Source organism: Acetobacter sp. DsW_063 (assembly GCF_002153745.1).
GTDB lineage: Bacteria > Pseudomonadota > Alphaproteobacteria > Acetobacterales > Acetobacteraceae > Acetobacter.
Window position 1 is genome coordinate 35018 of sequence record NZ_JOPL01000006.1, and the last position, 21954, is coordinate 56971.

The 21954-nt window shown below is 64.1% G+C and carries 19 protein-coding genes and 1 pseudogene; 6 read left to right on the top strand and 14 right to left on the bottom strand.

Annotated elements, in window-relative coordinates:
• Positions 1-5: 5 nt before the first annotated feature.
• From leuC to HK28_RS01505, 12 genes and pseudogenes are all read right to left on the bottom strand, one after another.
• On the bottom strand, positions 6-1421 hold the full coding sequence (gene leuC, locus HK28_RS01450) for a 3-isopropylmalate dehydratase large subunit (protein ID WP_086642862.1): 1416 nt from the start codon (positions 1419-1421) through the stop codon (positions 6-8).
• Positions 1422-1693: 272 nt separating this feature from the next.
• A complete protein-coding gene (gene rplS, locus HK28_RS01455) occupies positions 1694-2083 on the bottom strand; it encodes a 50S ribosomal protein L19 (RefSeq protein ID WP_086642848.1) in 390 nt (129 codons plus the stop codon).
• Positions 2084-2232: 149 nt separating this feature from the next.
• Positions 2233-2910, bottom strand: a pseudogene (trmD, locus tag HK28_RS01460) (tRNA (guanosine(37)-N1)-methyltransferase TrmD); the annotation flags it as partial.
• Positions 2907-3458 (bottom strand): ribosome maturation factor RimM, encoded by a 552-nt coding sequence (rimM, locus tag HK28_RS01465; protein ID WP_086642850.1) that lies wholly within the window; start codon positions 3456-3458, stop codon positions 2907-2909. The gene rimM and the pseudogene trmD, both read right to left, overlap by 4 nt.
• Positions 3459-3490: 32 nt before the next feature.
• The gene (rpsP, locus tag HK28_RS01470) at positions 3491-3835 is read right to left on the bottom strand and encodes a 30S ribosomal protein S16 (RefSeq protein ID WP_026396948.1); all 345 of its coding nucleotides are present in this window, start codon (positions 3833-3835) and stop codon (positions 3491-3493) included.
• A gap of 49 nt (positions 3836-3884) precedes the next feature.
• The gene (gene ffh / locus HK28_RS01475; RefSeq protein WP_086642851.1) at positions 3885-5279 is read right to left on the bottom strand and encodes a signal recognition particle protein; all 1395 of its coding nucleotides are present in this window, start codon (positions 5277-5279) and stop codon (positions 3885-3887) included.
• Between the two features lie 166 nt (positions 5280-5445).
• Entirely contained in the window at positions 5446-5946 is a 501-nt protein-coding gene (locus HK28_RS01480; RefSeq protein WP_233140286.1) for a cystathionine beta-lyase, read from the bottom strand.
• Positions 5947-6006: 60 nt separating this feature from the next.
• Complete coding sequence (locus HK28_RS01485) at positions 6007-6477, bottom strand: cytochrome c (RefSeq protein ID WP_086642852.1); 471 nt, start codon at positions 6475-6477, stop codon at positions 6007-6009.
• Complete coding sequence (locus tag HK28_RS01490; protein ID WP_086642853.1) at positions 6474-7067, bottom strand: methylamine dehydrogenase light chain; 594 nt, start codon at positions 7065-7067, stop codon at positions 6474-6476. Before HK28_RS01490 ends, HK28_RS01485 begins: the two co-directional genes overlap by 4 nt.
• On the bottom strand, positions 7057-7665 hold the full coding sequence (locus HK28_RS01495) for an alkyl hydroperoxide reductase (protein ID WP_233140287.1): 609 nt from the start codon (positions 7663-7665) through the stop codon (positions 7057-7059). The genes HK28_RS01490 and HK28_RS01495 overlap by 11 nt, the downstream gene beginning before the upstream one ends.
• Positions 7662-8219: a MauE/DoxX family redox-associated membrane protein gene (locus HK28_RS01500; RefSeq protein WP_086642854.1), complete on the bottom strand. Its 558-nt coding sequence runs from the start codon at positions 8217-8219 to the stop codon at positions 7662-7664. The genes HK28_RS01495 and HK28_RS01500 overlap by 4 nt, the downstream gene beginning before the upstream one ends.
• Positions 8216-9457, bottom strand: a complete 1242-nt coding sequence (locus HK28_RS01505; RefSeq protein WP_086642864.1) for an amine dehydrogenase large subunit — start codon at positions 9455-9457, stop codon at positions 8216-8218. The genes HK28_RS01500 and HK28_RS01505 overlap by 4 nt, the downstream gene beginning before the upstream one ends.
• A gap of 163 nt (positions 9458-9620) precedes the next feature.
• Here HK28_RS01505 and putA point away from each other — a divergent pair, with 163 nt between their 5' ends.
• Entirely contained in the window at positions 9621-13136 is a 3516-nt protein-coding gene (gene putA / locus HK28_RS01510; RefSeq protein ID WP_086642855.1) for a bifunctional proline dehydrogenase/L-glutamate gamma-semialdehyde dehydrogenase PutA, read from the top strand.
• A gap of 111 nt (positions 13137-13247) precedes the next feature.
• Positions 13248-14936 (top strand): ABC transporter substrate-binding protein, encoded by a 1689-nt coding sequence (locus HK28_RS01515; protein WP_086642856.1) that lies wholly within the window; start codon positions 13248-13250, stop codon positions 14934-14936.
• 267 nt (positions 14937-15203) lie between these two features.
• Here the strand turns inward: HK28_RS01515 and HK28_RS01520 are convergent, their stop codons facing one another.
• Positions 15204-15488 (bottom strand): hypothetical protein, encoded by a 285-nt coding sequence (locus HK28_RS01520; RefSeq protein ID WP_198945755.1) that lies wholly within the window; start codon positions 15486-15488, stop codon positions 15204-15206.
• Between the two features lie 529 nt (positions 15489-16017).
• Positions 16018-16914, bottom strand: coding sequence for a phosphoserine phosphatase SerB (gene serB, locus HK28_RS01525; RefSeq protein WP_086642866.1), 897 nt, complete (start codon positions 16912-16914; stop codon positions 16018-16020).
• Positions 16915-16944: 30 nt separating this feature from the next.
• On the opposite strand from serB, the gene miaA reads away from it, so the two are divergent.
• The 4 genes from miaA (at position 16945) to ilvC (ending at position 21749) form a co-directional block, all read left to right on the top strand.
• Positions 16945-17970 (top strand): tRNA (adenosine(37)-N6)-dimethylallyltransferase MiaA, encoded by a 1026-nt coding sequence (gene miaA / locus HK28_RS01530; RefSeq protein ID WP_086642857.1) that lies wholly within the window; start codon positions 16945-16947, stop codon positions 17968-17970.
• A 137-nt stretch (positions 17971-18107) separates the two neighbouring features.
• Positions 18108-19925, top strand: a complete 1818-nt coding sequence (gene ilvB / locus HK28_RS01535; protein ID WP_086642867.1) for a biosynthetic-type acetolactate synthase large subunit — start codon at positions 18108-18110, stop codon at positions 19923-19925.
• A gap of 162 nt (positions 19926-20087) precedes the next feature.
• Entirely contained in the window at positions 20088-20648 is a 561-nt protein-coding gene (ilvN, locus tag HK28_RS01540; protein WP_035376147.1) for an acetolactate synthase small subunit, read from the top strand.
• An 81-nt stretch (positions 20649-20729) separates the two neighbouring features.
• On the top strand, positions 20730-21749 hold the full coding sequence (gene ilvC, locus HK28_RS01545) for a ketol-acid reductoisomerase (RefSeq protein WP_026396933.1): 1020 nt from the start codon (positions 20730-20732) through the stop codon (positions 21747-21749).
• Positions 21750-21954 lie beyond the last annotated feature (205 nt).

Here is a 21954-nt window from a genome sequence, read left to right on the forward strand (position 1 = left end):
GCTCCTCAAACGGGCAGGGCGTTGAGTTCGCGAACGTCCGTCAGGACGCCGGTCACGGCTGCGGCTGCGGCCATGGCCGGAGAGAGCAGGTGCGTGCGGCCGCCCGGCCCCTGCCGTCCTTCGAAATTGCGGTTGGAGGTCGAGGCGCAGCGCTGTCCCGGCGTCAGCTTGTCCGGGTTCATGCCGAGGCACATGGAGCACCCGGCCTCCCGCCATTCGAAGCCGGCGTCAAGGAACACGCGGTCCAGGCCTTCCTGCTCGGCCTGCGCCTTCACCAGCCCCGAGCCGGGGACGATCATGGCGCGCACGCCGCTGGCGACCTTGCGTCCGGCGGCGACGGCAGCGGCGGCGCGCAGGTCTTCGATGCGGCTGTTGGTGCAGGAGCCGATGAACACCACGTCGACCGGCGTTCCGGCGATTTTCTGTCCGGCCTTGAGGTCCATATAGCTCAGCATGCGCTCAAGCTGCGCGCGCTTCGCCTCGTCCGCCTCGTTCGCCGGGTCAGGAACCGCGCCGCCGATGGGGAGGACATTTTCCGGGCTGGTGCCCCAGGTCAGGGACGGCTCGATCTCTTCAGCGCGCATTGTGACGGTCGTGTCGTACGCTGCGCCCTCGTCGGAGGGGAGGGTGCGCCAGTAGGCCACGGCGGCGTCGAAATCGTCGCCCTTTGGCGCGAAGCGGCGGCCCCGGACATACTCGAACGTCGTGTCGTCCGGCGCGACCAGACCGGCGCGCGCGCCAGCTTCGATCGCCATGTTGCAAACGGTCATGCGCCCGGCCATGTCGAGGCCGCGAATGGCGGAGCCGCAGAATTCGATGACGTGACCGGTGCCGCCCGCCGTGCCGATCTTGCCGATAATCGCCAGCACGACGTCTTTGGCCGTTACTCCCGGGGCAAGCGCGCCTTCAACCTCGACCTTCATGTTTTTGGCGGGTTTCTGCAGGATCGTCTGCGTCGCCATGACGTGCTCGACCTCGGACGTGCCGATGCCGAACGCGAGGGAGCCCATCGCGCCGTGGGTCGAGGTATGGGAGTCGCCGCAGACTATGGTCATGCCGGGCAGGGAGATGCCCTGCTCAGGGCCGACTACGTGGACGATGCCCTGATTGGCCGAAAGCAGCGGGAAATAGGGAACGCCAAATTCCTTGACGTTGCGCTCGAGCGTCTCGATCTGGTTCCGGCTTTCCGGCTCCTCGATCGGTTGCGTGCGATCCGACGTCGGGACGTTGTGATCCACGACGGCGATCGTCGCTTCGGGGTGGCGCAGCTTGCGGCCCGCCATGCGGAGGCCTTCGAAAGCCTGCGGGCTGGTCACTTCGTGAACAAGGTGCCGGTCGATGTATAGGATCGCAGTGCCATCGGACAGGGTTTCGACGACATGGCTGTCCCAGATCTTGTCGAACAATGTGCGCGGCGACATGGCGGTGCGATTCCTGACTGGCTTGGCGGACGACGCTTCCGGGTGGTCAGGCCTCCCGTCGGGGTTGTCCGGAACGAAAAGACGCGTGGACGCGTCCGGGCTGGTAGCCGAAATCGGGCCGCCCGAAGGCGGCCCGATCTGCGACGACATCACCACTATGTGGAAGTCCGGGCGACGCGCTCAAGAGAGAGCCGCCCGGAAAACGCCGGAACGCCCTGCGCCGGACCCGCTCGCCGTAGAGCGTGGCGGGTCCGGTCGCCGGGCGGAGGCGATTACTTGCCGGCGGTCGCCGTCGGAGCGACTTCGCGAGCGCGCTCGGCGATACGCGCCGACTTGCCGCTGCGGCCACGCAGATAATACAGCTTCGCGCGACGGACCTTGCCGCGACGGACGACGGTGATGTCGGCCAGCGTGGGTCCGTAGAGCGGGAAGACGCGCTCGACGCCCTCGCCGTTCGAGATCTTGCGAACGGTGAAGTTGCTGTTGAGGCCCTTGTTGGAGCGGGCGATCACAACGCCTTCGTAAGCCTGAACGCGCTCGCGCTCACCTTCCTTGACGCGGACCGACACGCGAACCGTGTCGCCAGCCTGGAACTCGGGGACCGCACGGAGGGCGCTCAGGCGAGCGATTTCGTCGGCCTCGTACTGCTGGATGATGTTCATATCGGGAATCCTTCCTGAACCGATGATGTCGATACATGTGACGGAGCGCCGGTATGCGGCCCGCCGTGGTGTCTGGTGCCGCAATCGGCGCCGGTGCGCGGCGTCGCTGCGGGTGTTTCTCTGCCGGTCGCGGATGAATCCGCGGATCGGGCCGCCCACAGATCGGGCCGCCGCTCGCGCGTGACCCTCTCGGATTGCTCCCGCCGCCATTTTGCGATGGCGGCGTGGTTGCCGGACAGCAGGACATCCGGCGCCGCGCGACCGTTCCACTCGGCCGGGCGGGTGTAATGCGGGTATTCAAGCAGGCCGTCGGAGAAACTCTCCTCCACGCCGCTGTCCGCCGAGCCCATGACGCCCGGCAGCAACCGGACGCAGGCGTCGAGCAGCACGAGCGCCGCAGTTTCGCCACCCGAAAGGACGTAGTCGCCGATCGAGACCTCTTCGATCTCGTGCGCTTCGAGCACGCGTTCGTCGACGCCTTCATAGCGACCGCACAGGACGGTGACGCCCGGCCCGGCGGCGTAGCGGCGAACGTCCGCCTGCGACAGCGGCCGACCGCGCGGCGTCATGTAGACGCAGGGCGCGCCATCGGCCCGCTTCGCGTCGTTGAGCGCCGCGTCGATGACGTCGGGACGCATCACCATGCCCGCACCGCCGCCGAACGGCGTGTCGTCCACGGCGTTGTGACGGCCCAGCCCGTAAGGGCGCAGGTCGCGCGTCTCGCACCGCCACAGGTCCTGCTCCAGTCCGCGACCGGCCAGAGACTGGCCGAGTGGACCCGGAAACATTTCCGGGAACAGGGTGACGACGGTCGCGGTCCAGCTCACGCTGCGCCTCCCGTCGCCCTGGCGGCTTCACGGTCACGCTTCGGCGCGTGTTCCTCTTCCCCCACGACCTCGTTCGGGCGGGAGACGGTCACGCGCCGCGACGCGAGATCGACTTCCGGCACGCAGGCCAGGGTGAAGGGGATGACCGAGCCGGAATCCAGTTCCAGGCTCGCGCCCGCGCCGTAGTCATGCACCGTGACGATGCGGCCGATGACGGCGCCGTTTTCGACGGCCTCCATTCCGATAAGATCGGAATGGTAGAACTCGTCCGGCTCCGGCTCCGGCAGGGTGTCGCGCGTCACGAAGAGCTTGCGGTTCACAAGCGCCTGCGCCGCTTCACGGCTGTCGACCGGCTTGCCGTCGGCGTCACGCAGCAGCGCGATTCCGTCGGCCCGCCATGTCAGCGTCCAGGCGCCGCCACGATCGTCGGTCAGCGTTCCGTACGAAGCGAGGGAGTCCGCGGCGGCGGCGAAGCTGTGCACATGCACAAGCCCCCGCACGCCGTGCGGACGTCCAATCACCCCGATCTGGATGCGATCCTGCGTCATGGAAAGGCGGCGCCCTGCGTTCCGTCAGAAGCTCAGGCTGCGGCCGCTTTGGCGGCGGCGGCGGCGCGCTCCTGCGCCTTCTTCTTCGGGGCGGACTGCTTCGGCTGCTCGTTCCACACGGGCTTCGCCATCAGGCCGGCGTTGCCGAGGAAGCGCGCGACGCGGTCGGTCGGCTGGGCGCCCTGCGACAGCCAGTGCGTGATGCGCTCGCTGGTCAGACGGATGCGCTCGGCGTGATCGCTCGGCAGCATCGGGTTGTAGGCGCCGACCTTCTCGATAAAACGGCCATCGCGGGGGGAGCGGCTGTCGGCCACAACGATGTGGTAGTAGGGACGCTTCTTCGCGCCAGCGCGGGAAAGGCGAATCTTGAGGCTCATTCAGACAACTCCAGAGAATGAAAAACCGTGAAACGAACGGGGGCGGGGCTTAGCCGAACGGCCTGCCGCCGGGACCGCCGGGGCGGCCCGCTCCCCCGGGCATGAGTGCGGACAGGCCCTGGCGCATGAGACCTTTCATGCCGAGCTTGTTGATCCGCTTCATCATTGTGGACATGTCGTCGAACTGCTTGAGCAGTTTGTTGACGTCCTGAACCGTCGTCCCTGACCCTGCGGCGATGCGCTTCTTGCGCGACGCCTTGATGATGTCCGGCGTCTTGCGCTCGGCTTTGGTCATGGACGAGATGATGGCTTCGTGGCGCTTGAAGATCGTCGTATCGAGATCCTTGTCGCCGATGGCGTCCTTCAGCTTGCCCATGCCGGGCAGCATGCCGAGGATGCCGGAGATCGACCCCATCTTCTTGATCTGCTTGATCTGCGACACGTAGTCGTCGAGATCGAACTTGCCGGCCATCATTTTCTTGGCCAGCCGCTCTCCCTCTTCGTGGTCGAGCGTGTCGGCGGCCTTTTCGACGAGGCCGGCGATATCGCCGAGGCCGAGAATTCGGCCTGCGACGCGTTCCGGATGGAATTCTTCAAGGGCGTCGAGCTTTTCGCCCGAGCCGGTCAGCTTGATCGGCGCGCCGGTGATGGCGCGCATCGACAGAGCGGCGCCGCCACGGGCGTCGCCATCCATACGGGTCATCACGACGCCGGTGACGCCGACGGCCTCGTTGAAGATCTTCGCGGTGTTGACGGCGTCCTGACCGGTCATCGCATCGACGACCAGAAGCGTCTCCACCGGGTTGGTGGCGGCGCGGATCTGCCGCACCTCCTCCATCAGGGCTTCGTCGATCGACAGACGGCCTGCGGTGTCGAGGATGACGACGTCAAAACCTTCGCGACGCCCCGTGTCCATCGCGCGTGCGGCGATTTCGAGCGGCGTCTGCCCGGCGACGATCGGCAGGGACGTTACACCCGCGCGCTCGGCCAGCTGCTGGAGCTGGAGCTGGGCGGCAGGACGTTGCGTATCGAGAGAGGCGAGCAGCACCTTCTTCTTCTCGCGGGTCGCGAGGCGAAGAGCGATCTTGCCGGAAGTGGTGGTCTTGCCGGAACCCTGCAGGCCGACCATCAGGATCGGCGCGGGCGGCACGGCGTTGAGGTTCAGCGGAACCGCGCCTGCGCCGCCGAGCGCGTCGATCAGCGCGTCATTGACGATCTTGGCGACGGCCTGACCGGGGGAGATGCTGTCCAGCACCTCATGTCCGACCGCGCCTTCACGGACCTTGTTGACGAAGTCCTTGACGACAGGCAGCGCGACGTCGGCGTCCAGCATAGCCAGACGGACTTCGCGCATCGCCTCGGCGACGTCGGCCTCCGACAGCGCGCCGCGCTTGCCGAGTCCGTCGATAACGCCTGAAAGCCTGCCTGAGAGTGACTCGAACAAGAACCGGTTACCCCAAAAGAATACGCGCCACTGCGCGAGGACTCGCGAGGTGGCGGGACTGATGTTGCGGGGGCTTTACGCGCTGCGGAGGCGCATTGTCAAACCCGTTCTGTCGAAGGGCGTCGAAATGGCGGAGTCCAGCGTTTTTTGGCTGAGATTCGGGCGATCAACCCGCCGGTGGGCATTTCGGCAGGGCGCGTCCGAGAATCTGTCCTCGAAGGGTCAGCAGGTCGGTCGATTCGATAGGGTGTTCCCGCAGGGCATGAACTTCCCCGGCGGTATAGGGGGCGACGCTGGAAGGCGTGCTTTTGCCGCCCAGACGAAAGACGACGAAATTCATCACGTCGGCCAGCAACGCGTCGTCGCGAATCAGCGACATCGACACGCCGGGCACACGTACCAGATAGGCCCGTCCTTCCGGTGTGCACGTGAACACACCCACAGTATCACGTAACGACGGCACGAAGCTCGGGCGCGACTTGCCCTCGATTCCATGGCAGCCGCCGCAGTGGGTGAGATAGGCGGTTTGCGTGCGGTCGAGCGCGTGCGCGGCACGAAAAACGGGTCCGCCCGCGAGCGTGACCGCAATGGCGAGACCCGACAGCGCTTTACGGAGCCGCCGACACGGCTTCGTAAGGCAATATGCGTTATTTTTTGATGGTCTCATGGCGTCTGTTAGCGCACTCGGCGGAACGTTGCCGGGCGCGCCACTTCTGGCGCGCGAGTCTCAGGGGAGAGGATGCTTGGCGTCCAGAGCCTTGCGCTCGTCGACCAGAGCCGGAGCGGCGACTGGCGTGGCGCGCGCGGCCTTGATTTCGGCAGCCGTAAAGGTCGGAGTCGCGCCAGAGCCGCCGAGGGAGGCCACATAGTTCAGAATGGCGGCGAGGTCGTCGTCAGACTGGCTGGCGAAGGTGGGCATGTAACCGGCGTAGCTTGCGCCACCAGCTGTGATGGAGCCGGTCAGCCCGTTGAGGACGACGTGCTCAACGTAAGTCTTGCCTTCGGGTGAGCCGGCGATCTTGCCAATACGGCCCTTCAGTGTGGGGAATTGGCCCGGAACGCCCATTCCGTCGGCCTGATGGCAGATGCCGCAGTTCGCGCCGTACAGAGCCGCGCCGTCAGCGGCGCGAGCCGCTTGCGCCTGAAAGGCCGCGGCGGCGGCGAGGGCGGAGCAGAGAACGAGAGTCTTGAACTTCATGAAGCGCTTCCAACAATTGCGGCAGTAGAACAGTTATAGACGAGTGACGTCGTTCCGAAACACCAGATGATGTCGTTATTCGCCTGCGGCCTGTAACTCGGTTGATCGCCGTCGGTGTTGAGGCAACTGACCTGATTGCAGGCGTCCTGACCGCAGCAATCGCGGTAGGCGACGATATAGGAACGGCGATCGTGGGGGTTGAAACACGTCCCGATCCACGACGTAGGCGAGGGGGCCGTGCCGGGCGGGCAGGTATGCACGCCGCCGCCGCAGGTTGAGCACAGGTTCCCGTCGATCGCGCAATAGCGCCAGTAGTCGCACTTCGTGTCGTCGGAGACCTGCGCCTGTGCTGCGAATGGCGTCCTGGCGCCCTCGTTCGTCGTTTTTTTGGCGGCTGTCGGCTGGGCCGACGGACCGTGCGCCCGCGCGGCGGGCAGCAGCGGCAGAGCGGGCGCCGCGACGATTCCGGCGCCGATCCGGGCGATCACGCCGCGACGGGACGCGCGACCGGCGAGTGCGCGGAGCGCTTTTTCGGCCAGCCTGTCCATGAGCGGCGCGTCGGCGGCGGCTGGGCGTCGATCAGACCGCATTCAGAAGTTCCTTCTCGCTCCCGTTGACGGCGGCGCTGCTTTCTCCGCCGCGCACGGCGGCGATCATCGCTTCGATCTGCCCCCGCGTATTGACGATTTCGCGCGCGCGCAGCACGCCGCGCTCGTCCAGCAAAACGAGCGTCGGAAGGCGCGCGACCTGCAGCACCAGAGCGAGTTCAGGCCCGGTGACGAATGGCACGCCGCCCAGATCAAGCCGCTCGCGCATGGACTGCAGCTCCGGTAGCGCGCCGTCGCCCACCAGCACGAGTTCGAGGTCGGGTGACGACGCCGCGACGTCATTCGCGGCCGGGATCACGCGTTTGCAGATCGGGCAGTCCGGGGCGACGAACAGGACCATGCGTACGGCGTCCGCGTTCAGGGGCTCGCCCATCGGAAAGGCGGTTCCCGCCAGAGTGGTCATGCTGATCCGGGGGATGGCCTGCCCCACGGAGAGCGCCGGTGCGGCGGTCTGCGCGCCGATGGGGGCGAGGCGTTCGTGCAGCACTCCGATCTGGCGCGCCATGGCGAAAACGATGACCGCGAGGACGACCACCGCGACCATGAGCAGCGTCTCGGAAATTACGAGTGCGGTCATCATGGCGTCTGTTCCTGACGTGGCGCGGGAAGGAGCGTCAGGCGGCTGGCTGCGATGGCCAGAGCCAGCAGGCAGGCGCCGGTTATGGTGCCCTGCGCGCGCAGGGCGAGCGAGTCGGAGGCGCCTGCTGCGGCGACAAAGAGGGCGACGAAGGCCAGAGCCACGCTGCGCGCGACGCTGCGCCACGAAAGCGTTTCGCCACCGGAACCGGGCAGGCAGCCGCAGGAGATGGAAGTCCGTCCACGGAGGACGTTGATCGCCATTGCTGCCGAGAAGACCAGCAACAGCGCCGCGCTCGCCAGACCGCACGCCGTCGGGGCGACGCCGGACAACAGCCCCGCTCCGAGAAGCGTCTCGGTTCCGATGAGAAGCCACAGAACGGGCGTCAGCAGCGCATCCGGCAGCAGGCGGTAGGCTGCGAGTTGTCCAAGGAAGCTGTCGCGGTCGCGCATTTTGGAGACACTGGCGGCGAGAAACAGCGCCCCGACGGTGCCGCCCGCCACGCCGCCTGCGACGTTAAGGGTGACAGTGGCGACGTCGGGAGTAACGCCGTTCATTGGCCCGGCGCCAGAGTGAAGACCAGCGATGTGCCCAACCGGTCCATCTTACGGCGCAACTTGCCCGTTGCGGCGTCGAGGATGAAGAAGTCGCCGGTGTCGTTCGTGGTGAACAGCAGCGGCGAGGCGTCCTGCGTGACGCCGATCATCGCGCTTGGGGCGGGCAGAGAAATACGGCGAACGAGCTTGCGAGCGGCGACGTCGATCTCCCAGACCTCGGTTCCCGGTTCCTTATGCGTCCAGAACGTTCCCTTGTGCATCAGCACATAGAGACGGCCCGTCGCCTTGTGATACGCGGCGAGTTGCCAGCCTCCCGGCCGCCACGTCGTCTCGAACGGCGCCGAAGCGTCGGAGGCGCGCTTCATGCCAGCGGCCTCCTGAATCGAGAATGGCGTCCCGATGGTGGAGTTCGCGCCGAGTTTGGCGGGGTAGACTAGGCCGGAATAGGCGATGAACAGGGCGCTGCCGTCCGTGGCGACGCTTGGGCTGTTTTCGAATACCGGGTCCCGGTCGGGAGCGAAGAAGGATGGCGTGTGCGTGACCTTTGGCGCGCCGCCTGCCGAGAGGCTGACATTCGACAGGCCGCCATCTGCGCACAGAGAGGAGAAGCCCGCCGGGCCCCAAGGGTAGATCAGTGCGCAACCCGGTATGTCGACATTGGTCTCGATCATGTGCGTGGCCGTGGAGACGACGTGGACGGCGTTGCTGGGGATCATGTCATAGACGTAGATGCGCCCGCCGTCGGCGCTGATCGCCAGATCGTTCGCCTTCGGCGTCACGAGCGCACGACCGGGAAGGACCTCGTCGTTGGATATGGTCAGCGTCGAGGGATCATAGGTGGCGAGCAGATCGGCGCGGTCGCCGCGATTGCCGCGCGACCAGACGGTCTCGGCCACGGAGAAGAAGCGGCCGTCCGGCGCCTGCACCATGTTGCCGTTATAGGCGGCCTGCACCATGCCGAGCAACTTGCCCGCATCTGTGTCGACGACATAGACGCGCCCGTCTTTCGCGTGCGGGTAATCCGCGTCCATAACGAGGATACGGTGCGGCCCGGCCGGGGGGAGTTTGGCGATATCGCTCTGTTCTGTCTGAAGAACCGGCTCTTCGGCGCGCGCGTGCGTTGTGGAGGACAACAATGCGGCGCCGAGGCAGGTTGCGAAAACGAGCCGCGGCGCAAGCAGGCGGAAGAATAGAGCGGACGCCGCTTTCCGGGGGACGTCCCTTCGCCTGTCACGCATTGTTCGGCTGTTCCTCCTGTGAAACATTTTTCCCTTCTGCCGTAAATCATGACGTCCAACAAGTGAGATCGGCGCGTCCTTCGAATTCCGCGCGGCGATCATTGTAAACTCCAATACGGAATGGAATTAGTCTCTGGCCGTGTGTTCCGGAGTTTAAACTGCAATGCCGCCCGACGCGCCGTTTTCTGCGTTTCTCGACAGCGTTCCCCCGTCGTCGTCCCTTCGCGATGCGATTACGTACCATTATCTTGCGTCGGAACCGGAATGCGTCGGCCGCCTGTTGCCGCAGGCGACGCTCTCCTCTTCCGTGGTCGAGGAGGCGCGGGGGCTCGCTGCTCGGCTGATTGGCGCATTGCGGGAAAAGGGCGGACGCGGCGCGGTTCAGGCTCTTGTTCGCGAATACGATCTTTCGAGTCAGGAAGGCGTGGCGTTGATGTGTCTGGCGGAGGCGTTGCTGCGCATCCCGGATTCACCGACGCGCGACGCGCTGATCCGCGACAAGGTCGCCGGGGGCGACTGGCGCGCGCATGTCGGGCGAGGGCGTTCGGTTTTCGTCAATGCGGCGACATGGGGCCTGGTCGTTACAGGCAAGCTCACGACCACTGTTGACGAGGCAGGGCTTGGGGCGGCGTTGACGCGCCTGATCGCGCGTGGCGGCGAGCCGCTGATCCGTCGTGGCGTGGACTTCGCGATGCGGATGATGGGCGAGCAGTTCGTGACCGGTCGCACCACCGAGGAGGCGCTGGAGCGCAGCGTCAGGATGGAGGAGAAGGGCTTCCGCTACTCCTACGACATGCTTGGCGAAGCGGCGATGACGGCTCAGGACGCGACGCGTTATTACCGCGAGTATGAGACGGCGATTCACGCGATCGGGCGAGCGGCGAAAGGTGCGGGCCCATACGAGCGACCGGGAATTTCGATCAAGCTCTCCGCGTTGCACCCGCGTTACACCCGGTCGCAACGCGCGCGGGTCATGGCGGAACTGGCGCCGCGCGTCACGGCGTTGGCGTTGCTCGCAAGGCGGTACGACATCGGGCTTAACATCGATGCGGAGGAAGCCGACCGGCTGGAACTGTCCCTCGATATCCTCGAAACCCTCTGCTTCGAAGAAGGTCTTGCAGGGTGGGGAGGCGTCGGCTTTGTCGTGCAGGCCTACCAGAAGCGCGCGCCGTTCGTGTTGGACTGGATCATAGATCTGGCGCGTCGCACCAGTCGTCGCCTGATGGTCAGGTTGGTTAAGGGCGCATACTGGGACAGCGAGATCAAGCGCGCGCAGGTTGACGGCGTGGAGGGCTTTCCGGTCTTCACCAGAAAGGTTCATACGGATCTGTCTTACATTGCGTGCGCGCGGAAACTTCTCGCTGCGCGCGACGCCGTGTTTCCTCAGTTCGCCACCCACAACGCCTACACGGCGGCGCTTGTTATGCGTATGGCGGGTCAGGGATTCAAACCGGGCGATTACGAATTCCAGTGCCTGCATGGCATGGGCGAGCCGTTGTACGAGGAGGTCGTCGGCGCTGATAAGCTGCGTCGCCCGTGCCGGATCTATGCGCCAGTGGGCTCCCATGAGACGCTGCTGGCTTACCTTGTCCGTCGTTTGCTGGAAAACGGCGCGAATTCATCCTTCGTGAACCGCTTGCAGGACCCGGCGGTCTCGATCGCGGAGTTGACCGCTGATCCGGCGACCGTCGTTGCGGCAATGGACCCTGTCGGAGCGCAGCACCCGCGTATCGCGAAGCCGGCCGATCTTTTCCGTCCCGGAAGAGAAAACTCCCATGGCGTCAACAGTGCGGATGAAGGCGTGCTCACCCGGCTGGCTGATACGTTCGCGGGCGCTACAGAGCTTTCGTGGGGCGCGGCGCCTCTGGGAACGGGGGCTGGAACACCCGTGCGGGAGACATTGAACCCGGCGGACCTCTCTGACGTGGTCGGCCATTATTTTGAATCAATGCCGAAAGCTGTCGACGCTGCGTTAATCGCGGCGGTGCAGGCGCAACCCGGATGGGCCAGCCGATCGCCGCAAGAGCGGGCGGCGGTTCTTGATCGCGCCAGCGTTTGTCTGGAGGAACGCACGCCGGTAATGCTCGGCCTGATCATGCGGGAAGCGGGCAAGACGCTGGCCAACGCGGTCGCCGAGATTCGGGAGGCTGTCGATTTCCTGCGCTATTACGCGGAACAGGTCAGAACCGGATTCTCCAACGACACGCATCGTCCTCTCGGCGTCGTCGCTTGTGTCAGTCCGTGGAATTTTCCCCTCGCGATCTTCATGGGACAGGTTTCCGCCGCACTGGCGGCGGGCAATGTCGTCATCGCGAAACCTGCTGAAGAGACGCCCTTGATCGCTGCGCAGGCCGTGGCGATTCTTGTCGAGGCAGGGGCCCCGGAGGATGCGGTGCGTCTGCTACCGGGTGGCGGAGACGTCGGGGCGCAAGTCGTTGCGGATCATCGTGTCAACGGCGTCATGTTTACGGGATCGACCGAAGTGGCGCGTTTGATCCAGAGAACGCTCGCTGATCGGGTCAATCCCGATGGGTCCCCTGTGACGCTGATCGCGGAAACTGGCGGACAGAATGCGATGATTGTCGATTCGTCCGCGCTCGCGGAGCAGGTGGTGCAGGACGCTCTGACTTCTGCGTTCGACAGCGCCGGGCAGCGATGCAGCGCCCTGCGCATTCTGTGCGTGCAGGAAGACGTGGCGGATCGCGTCGTCGAAATGTTGAAAGGTGCGATGGAGGAACTGTCGGTCGGGCGACCAGACAGATTCGCCACGGATATAGGGCCCGTCATTTCGGCGGACGCGCGCGACGGTATTAACGCGCATATTGAACGAATGCGGGCCAAGGGGTGCGAGGTGTTTCAGGTCGCTCTGCCTGCCTCCTGCGCCGATGGTTTTTTCGTGCCGCCGACACTGATAGAAATCGGACGCGTGGGTGATCTGAAGCGGGAAGTGTTCGGGCCGGTCCTGCATATTCGGCGCTACGCGCGCGAAGAGCTGGACGCAGTTCTGGCGGCGATCCGTGAGACAGGTTATGGTCTGACCTTCGGGTTGCATACGCGGATAGACGGGACCATCCGTCACGTTACGGCGCGTACGGACGCCGGAAACATCTACGTCAATCGAAACATCGTGGGCGCCGTCGTGGGTAGTCAGCCTTTCGGCGGACATGGTCTTTCAGGCACCGGGCCGAAGGCGGGCGGGCCGCTGTATCTGGCGCGGTTGCTGGCGCAGGCTCCGTCAGACCTCATCGCGACGGAGGGGGATTTGTTATTACCCGGCCCTGTGGGCGAAGAAAATCGCTACCGGACGCGGGGACGTGGCGTGGCTCTGTGCATCGCAGGGACGGCGGAAGATCTCGCCGCGCAAATCGAACGTTGCGCCCGCACCGGCAATCGCGCGCTGATGGCTGATAACGCTTTGTTGCCCGAAGGGGCGCGAGACGGCGTCATCGTCAGTGCAAACCCCGAGAGCGAACCGTTCGATCTTGTGCTTTTCTCTGGCGAAGACGATGACTTGCGGACTCTGACGCAGCGCGTGGCCTTGCGTGATGGGCCGATAACGCCGGTGTTCCGCTGTTCGGCGGAACGGTTGACGCCCTCCGCGTGGCTTTTGCAGGAGCGTACGATCAGCACGAATACTACGGCGGCGGGTGGCAACGCGCAGTTGATGATGATCGGGTGATTCCGTGCTTGCGCGTGTTCTCGTTTTGGCGGAATGGCGGCCTGAATCTGCCATGCGCGTCAAACGGATTGTCGTGAAATGAATCTGGCGGCCCGCGTGCGGGAAAGGTGAATGACGAGCGTGCGTAGAAAACAGTCTTTATATGGCGCAGGATTATTTGCGGCGCTGTCTCTGCTTTGGCCCGTCCCTGACGCGAGAGCTGATGATTCTCACAGGGGTGGAACCTTGCGGCTTGTTGCGGCGAGTTCTGGCGGGACGCTCGATCCGCAGATTGGATATTCGGCGCAGTACATCGACCTGTTCGCGGGAGTTTACGACGGGCTGACGGGATTTCGTAAAGTGCGGGGCGGCGGTGGGGACGGGGTCGTCGCGGACCTTGCGGAAGCCCTGCCTGCGCCGCAGGACGGCGGTCGGACCTGGGTTTTCACGCTGCGACGCGGGGTGAGGTTTTCCGATGGACGGGAGGTGACGGTCGATGACGTCGTTGCGTCGATGCGGCGTATTTTCCTTGTCGGGTCTCCCACCGCAGGATCGTTCTATTCGAGTATCGTCGGCGCTGACACATGCCTGCGAGACACAGCACGCTGCACGCTGGATGGAGGCGTCGTGGGCGATGCGACCGCACGCAGCGTCACTTTTCACCTGAAGGAGCCCGACGGAGAATTTCTTCAGAAACTGGCCTTTACGCACGCGAGCATTCTTCCCGCCGACACGCCTGCGCATGACCTTGGGAACACGCCTGCGCCGGGGACCGGACCTTATCGGGTCGTTTCCTACGACCCAAACAGGTTTCTAAGGCTTGAGCGCAATTCATTTTTCAAGGTGTGGAACGAGGAAGCGCAGCCGGATGGATATGCGGACACGATTCTCTATACGTTCGGCGTGCCAGACGAAGCGGCGGTGACGGCAGTCGAAAACGGTCAATACGACTGGATGTACGATCCGATCCCGCTGGATCGCCTTGGGGAACTGGGTGCGCGGCATACGGCGCAGACGCATGTCGATCCACACCCGATGGCGTTTTTCGCACCGATGAACGTCAATATTCCTCCATTTGACAACGAAAAGGCGCGGCAGGCGGTCAACTACGCCATGGGACGCAAGGCGATGGTCATTTTCTATGGCGGTCCGGCGCTCGCGCGTCCGCTGTGCGACATGATCCCCTCGTCGATTGTGGGGCATACGGACGCCTGCCCTTATTCGGCAGGCGCGGACTTCGACCGCCCCGCGCCACGCTGGGTTGCGCCCGATATCGCCAAAGCGCGCGCACTGGTGCGTGAAAGCGGCACGGCAGGGCAGAAAGTGACTGTTGTGGTCGGAAACGGAACTGTCGATCTCGCGATGGGGAATTACCTGCGCAATACATTGCAGGATATTGGCTATCAGGCTTCCGTGCGGGCGCTCAGCCCAGGCGTCATGTTCTCATATATCCAGAACAGTTCAAATCATGTGCAAATTTCGATCAAATCGTGGGCGGCGGATTATCCGTCACCTTCGAACTTCCTTGATGATTTGCTCGGGTGTGAAAATTTTCACCCGGGGTCGGACAGTTCGATCAACATGCCGGGATTTTGCGACAAATCCATTCAGGAGATCATGGATCAGGCGAGATCTGACGCTACGTTGGCACCTGAGCGCACGCTGGCGCTCTGGAGGCAGGCTGACGCCCGTTTGATGCGGGCCTCTCCCATCGCGCCTATTATCGAGATCAACGCCGTGTCGCTGACTTCTCCGCGCTTGGGCAACTATTTCTATACGAACGTCTATCAGTTACTGTTTTCGAAAGTATGGGTGCAATAAGGGGCGAAAGAATATCTGACGGCGGCGATTTTCGCCTGAAGGAGTCGGGTATTTTCTTTCGTGGGGCAGGGTTTTGGGCGTTTCGCCGTTTTGTCTCTCCGGACGATCGGTCAGGTAGGTCAGAGAACTCTCTGTTTTGGACTCAAAATCCCGATCGGAACTTTTCCACAGCAGTGCGCGTAACGTAGTCCGTCCAAAAAGAAAAAAGCCGGATGAACCGGCTTTTTTCCCACATGGCCCGGTCAACCGGGCCGGTCCCGGCGGAGATCAGTTGCTCTGAGTGGTCGAAGAAGCAGCCTTCTTCTTGTGATGATGGTGCTTCTTGCTGTGGTGCTTCTTGGTCGTCGGCGCGGCGGCGTCGGTTGCCGTCGTAGCCGTCGTCGCTTCGGCCGGCGCAGCGGGGGTCGTGGCCGCAGGCGCAGTCTCAGCTGGAGCGCTGGCCGCAGGCGCCGTCGCAGCAGCGGTCGGATCCGTGGCGGTCTGAGCGAAGGCCGGAGCGGCGCCGGTCATGGCGATCAGGGAGAGCGCGGCGAAAAGACGAGTTGACTTCATGATAGTCTCCAAAATACAGCGCCTGCTCGGGAGTCGAAAGCCCATGATCGCGAGTGTCGACCCGGTAGAGAGCGGCTGCAGCACCCGTAACACGAGGCGCGTTGTTTCGTCTCGAATTAAGTTTTGATAATGATGGATGCTTCTGGCAAGGATCGCCTTAATTTTATCATATTCGTTCATGCGAATACTTATCGTGGCGTCATGAAAATGTCATTCAGTGGCGTACAAAGACGATTGCCTACTGAAGTTGCATCACGTCATTTCGCACGTCTATCCTTGTGTTGTATAGAAATTTTCGATTTTTTGGTCCGCACAAAAGTCCAGATTAATTGTATGTCTCAGCCGGGATGGAAGGGCTTGTGCGTGTTTGTTGCGTGAGCCCGTCGCGGCGACGAAAAATGCGCTGTGCTATCTAAAAGCGCCGCCGGTTTTGGGGCGCCCATACGGCTTTGTTTCGCTTTGCATTCATTGTCCGCGTCCGATGCCGGATGGCGCCGCTGGCATTGGGCCGCGCCGTTCACTCCGATTATCAGTCCAGAACGAAATCGGAGACTGCGTAGCCCTGTGCGAATAAGGCCGTCCGCAAAGACGTGTAGTCGATGCGGTTGGTGATTTCCTGACGCACGACGGGTTTTGCGTGGAAAGCCAGACCAAGTCCCGCCACCCGCAACATTGGCAGGTCGTTCGCCCCGTCACCGATGGCGAGGGCGGCGCTGTCGGACCGCCCGTCGAGAGCCAGCAGGCGTCGCAATTGCGCCAGCTTGGCGTCCGGGCCGAGGATGGGGTCTTCCACGGTTCCGTCCAGTTGGTCTCCGGTTACGACCAGCCGGTTGGCGTGATGCTCCGAAAAACCGCACAGCTTCGCGACCCGCGCAGTGAAGAATGTGAAGCCACCGGAGACGAGGGCCGTGCGTGCGCCGTGCGCGTTCATGGTGGCGACCAGCGTGCGGGCGTCTTCATTAAGGCGCAGGCTCTTCCAAGCCTCTTCCAGCAGGGAGGACGGCAGTCCTGCCAGCACCGCGACCCGGTCACGCAAGGCGGTCGCAAAGTCGATTTCGCCGTTCATGGACCGGCGGGTGACGGCGGCGACGTCTTCTCCTACGCCGGGGCGTAACGCCTCCGCATGGGCCGCGATGTCATCCAGCGTCTCGTTCGCCACCATGGTGCTGTCCATGTCCGCGACGAGAAGTTGCTTGCGTCGTCCGACGGCGGGCGTCATCAGAACGTCGATCCGGCGGGAGGCCAGAGCTGCGCGAATCGTTTCGAAACGGTCGCCCGACAGGCGGGGGCAGGCGATGTCCTCCGCCTCTTCGGCTGACAGCGTGCGATCCCTGCGTCCTTCGCTGAGAGCAAGGGCAGTGTCGATGTCGGCGGTGGATAGAGCGGTCGTTCGCCGGTCGGCGACCAGAGTCAAAATGCAGTCCATAATAAAAATGCGTGTGGCAGGGATGGCGGTGTGAGGCAAGGCGACAAACCCGAGAACGTTTCGCGGTCGGATAGCTCTGGATCGCGTGCGCGCGTCGCGCTGATCGTCGCCGGGCCGACCTGTTCGGGCAAATCCGCTCTGGCGCTCGGCGTTGCGGAGCGATTGCCCGGCGTCGTGATCAACGCGGACTCGATGCAGGTTTACCGCGAACTTCGCATTCTGACTGCGCGTCCGACGCCAGAGGAAGAGGCGTGGGTTCCGCATCGGCTGTACGGAGTGCTGCCTGCGACGGATGTCGGTAGCGTCGCGTGGTGGCGGACCGAAGCCCTCGCCGCCATGGAAGCTGCCTGGGCCGAAGGCCGGACGCCCGTGTTGTGCGGCGGCACGGGAATGTATCTGCGTGCGCTGATCGAGGGGCTCGCCGAAGTGCCTGCGCCGACGGCGGAGGCGCGCGAAGAGGCGCGCCGCCTCGCGCTTGAGCCGGCGGCGCTGCATGCGCGCCTTCTTGAGGTCGATCCGGAGACTGGTGGGGCACTGCGTCCGAGCGATGCGCAGCGTCTGGCGCGCGCCTGGGAGGTCTGGCGTTCTACAGGGCGTGGCCTCGCCTGGTGGCGAGGTCAGCCCGGCCTGCCCCCTGCGGAGTGCCGTTTTCTTGCGGTGCGGCTGCACCCGGATCGCACTGAGCTTCGCGCAGCCATCGCCCGGCGGTTCGATGTGATGATCGCGGCGGGAGCGGTGGAGGAAGTGCAGCGTCTGCTTTCTTTCGGACTCGACCCGGCCTGCCCGGTCATGCGGGCGCATGGCGTGCCGGAACTGACGGCGATGTTGCGGGGCGAGTTTGACGTGACCGAAGCGCGCGACCGCGCAGTGCTGGCTACTGGGCGTTACACGAGGCGTCAGGCCACGTGGTTTAACCATCACGCTCTGGCGAGTGAGGGTGATGTGATTACAATCGAAAAGAGAATTGGCGATGATGCGCAATTTATGGAAAGAAAAATAACGTCGATTGTATCTTTTGCGAAAGAGGCGATTGACGCGGCTGGGGAGCAGGGTTAAACCCGCGCTCCCTGTCGGGTTTTCCGGCAGGTCAAATCGCCATGGCGCCGCCGGATGGAGCGGCGCGCCGGGCCAGATACCGAATGAACGTCAGCGCAATCAGACGCGCCGTCGAACGTCGGGGGAGCCAGAGGACAATGAACGCCGCCACTCAGACGACTGCCGCCCAGCCCAACGCAAGCACGACGCTCTCCGGCGCCGAAGTGCTTCTGCGCGCGCTTGAGGAGCAGGGCGTGGAGGTCGTCTTTGGATACCCTGGTGGCGCAGTCCTTCCGATTTACGACGCCCTGTTCCAGCAGGACCGAATTCTTCACATTCTGGTCCGCCACGAGCAGGCCGCCGTACATGCGGCGGAAGGCTACGCCCGTTCGACAGGCCGCGTGGGCGTCGTGCTGGTGACCAGCGGACCGGGCGCGACCAACGCCGTGACGGGCTTGCTCGATGCGCTGATGGATTCCGTGCCGCTGGTGTGCCTTTCGGGGCAGGTGCCGGTGCAGTTGATCGGCAACGACGCGTTTCAGGAAGCCGACACCACCGGCATCACGCGACCCGCGACGAAATACAATTATCTCGTGAAGAAGCCAGAAGATCTGGCCCGCACGGTGCATGAGGCGTTCGAGATCGCCCGCTCCGGTCGGCCGGGTCCGGTTCTGATCGATCTGCCGAAGAATATCACCGTTGGTCCGGCCCCTTATGCGCCGCCCTCGACGCAGGGCCGCCGGTCGTATCAGCCGCGCGTTGAGCCTGACCGCGAGGCAGTGCGCGAAGCGGTCGCGGCGATGCGCCGCGGCAAGCGTCCGCTGTTCTATGTGGGCGGCGGTGTGATCAACGCTGGGCCGGAGGCGTGCGAGGCGCTGGGGCGCCTGGTGCACATGACCGGCTTTCCCTGCACGTCCACGTTGATGGGTCTTGGCGCGTTTCCTTCCAGTGATCCGCAGTTCGTCGGCATGCTTGGCATGCACGGAACTTACGAGGCGAATCTCGCCACGCATGATTGCGACGTGCTGATCGCTCTGGGGTCGCGTTTCGACGATCGCGTGACGGGCCGCGTCGACGCGTTCTCCCCGCGTTCCTTCAAGATTCACGCCGATATCGACCCGTCGCAGATCAACAAGATCATCACCGTCGACGTGCCGATCATCGGCGACGCCGGACGGACGATCGCGGCGATGATCGAGGAATGGGAGCGAGCCGAAGGCCCGGCGCCCGATGCCGCTGCCCTGAAGAACTGGTGGGAGCATATCGAGGGATGGCGCGCGCTGGACTGCCTGCGGTTCACGCAGGACCCGGCGCCCGACGCGATCATCAAGCCGCAGAAGGCGATTCAGCGCATCTACGAACTGGCTCTGGAGACGGGGCGCGACACCTATGTGTCCACCGAAGTCGGCCAGCATCAGATGTGGGCGGCGCAGTTCTTCAAGTTTGAGCAGCCTAATCGCTGGCTGACCTCCGGCGGGCTCGGTACGATGGGCTACGGCCTGCCAGCGGCGGTCGGCGCGCAGCTCGCGCATCCGGATGCGCTGATCATCGACGTGGCGGGCGAGGCCTCCACCCTGATGAACATTCAGGAACTGGGCACGATCGCGCAGTACCGCCTGCCGGTGAAGCTGTTCATCATCAATAACCAGTATATGGGCATGGTGCGGCAGTGGCAGGAGCTGCTGCATGGATCGCGGTATTCGGAAAGCTACAGCTCTGCGCTTCCTGATTTCGTGAAACTGGCCGAGAGCTTCCATGCGAAAGGCTTCCGCGCCCGCACCATGGCGGAGCTGGACGACACCATTCGTGCGGCTCTGGCGCATGACGGCGCTGTGGTGGTCGATCTGTGCGTGGCCGAGGGCGAGAACTGCTTCCCGATGATTCCGTCGGGAGCGGCTCACAACGAAATGATCCTTGGGCCGGAGCAAGAGGCGCAGGGCGCTGTCGTGACGAACGAGGGCAAGATGCTCGTCTGACATAGTCGCAGGCATCGCCTTGTGGCGTCGGTTCTGTACCGCCGCCGCCGGGCTTCCCTCCCGCGTGCGGCAGGTTTCCGCGCCGGGACGCCCTTTTCTTTTGCCGCCGTGGCGAGTACAGGCCATCAATTCTCGTCGCGGGGCGGATCGCGGATCAAAACGATGAAACACGCAGCAGGGGCGTCGTCAGCGACGACCTCCACCTCTCCTTCGGGACGTGACAACGACGAATACCGCGCGGTGATTTCCGTGCTGGTCGACAACGAAAGCGGCGTTCTCGCCCGCGTGGTCGGTCTTTTCTCCGGCCGTGGTTACAACATCGAGAGCCTCACCGTGGCTCCGGTCGAAGATGACGGCGCCCGCTCGCGCATCAACATCGTCACCTCCGGCACGCCCGCGATCATCGAGCAGATTCGCGCGCAGCTCGATCGCCTTGTGCCCGTGTGCCGCGTCGCCAACCTGACGACGCTAGGTCCGCACATCGCCCGCGAAATGGTTTTGGTGAAGGTGGTCTCCACCGGAGAGGCGCGCACGGAAGCGCTGCGCATCGCCGAGGCGTTCCGCGCCCGCGCCGTCGACACCACCGCAAGTTCGTTCGTGTTCGAACTGACAGGCGCATCGGAAAAGCTGGACAGCTTTGTCGAGTTGATGCGTCCGCTCGGGCTGGCCGAAGTTTCCCGCACCGGCGTCGCCGCCCTGACCAGAGGGCCGCGTTCGCTCTGAGGATACACCGATACGACTGACGGCGCGGGACGCGTTCCCTGCGCCGCCTCGTGCAGATTTTCAACGAAAGGTAGAATGAAGATGCGTGTCTATTACGATCGCGACGCCGATGTGAACCTGATCAAGTCCAAGAAGGTCGCGATCCTCGGTTACGGCAGCCAAGGCCACGCCCACGCCAACAACCTGAAGGACAGCGGCGTCAAGGACATCGTCATCGGTCTGCGTCCGGGCTCCACGGCGATCGCCAAGGCCGAAGGCGCCGGCTTCAAGGTCATGACGCCGGACGAGGCGGCGAAGTGGGCCGACGTCGTCATGGTTCTGACGCCGGACGAAGGACAGGGCCAGCTCTACAAGGACTCGCTTGAAAAGAACCTGAAGCAGGGCGCCGCCATCGCCTTCGCGCATGGTCTGTCGATCCATTTCCGCATCATCGAGGCGCGTCCTGACCTCGACGTGTTCCTGATCGCGCCGAAGGGCCCCGGCCACACGGTGCGTTCCGAGTACCAGCGTGGCGGCGGCGTGCCCTCCCTCGTCGCGGTGGCGCAGGACGCTTCGGGCAGCGCGCTCGAGATCGCCCTGTCCTACGCTTCGGCCAACGGCGGCGGTCGCGCGGGCATCATCGAGACCACCTTCAAGGAAGAGGTCGAGACGGACCTGTTCGGCGAGCAGGCGGTTCTGTGCGGCGGCCTCGTCGATCTGATCCGCGCCGGGTTCGAGACGCTGGTCGAGGGCGGGTACGCTCCCGAGATGGCGTATTTCGAGTGCCTGCACGAAGTGAAGCTGATCGTCGACCTGATCTATGAAGGCGGCATCGCGAACATGAACTACTCCATCTCCAACACCGCCGAATACGGCGAGTACGTCACCGGCCCGCGTCTGATCACGGCGGAGACGAAGGCGGAGATGAAGCGCGTTCTGACCGACATTCAGGACGGCACGTTCGTTCGCAACTTCCTGCTGGAGAACCAGTCCGGCAACATCGGCTTCAAGGCCATCCGCGCTCGCAACAACGAGCATCAGATCGAAGTCGTCGGCGAGAAACTGCGCGCGATGATGCCGTGGATCGCGAAGTCGAAGCTGGTCGACAAGGCGAAGAACTAAGACGCAGCCAGCGAGGGAGAGCGGCGCTTCTTCCTTGCGGTTGTCGGGCCTGCGACGCTGTGCTGCGTCGCAGGCTTTTTTTATGGGGTTATGGGGGTGGGGAGGCGCTGTCACGGTAACCGAGCTTGGGTATTTGAAGGCGGTTGAGGGATTTTTCAGGTGTGGAGAGCGACCGCGCTATTCCATTGAGCGAACGCCCTGAGAC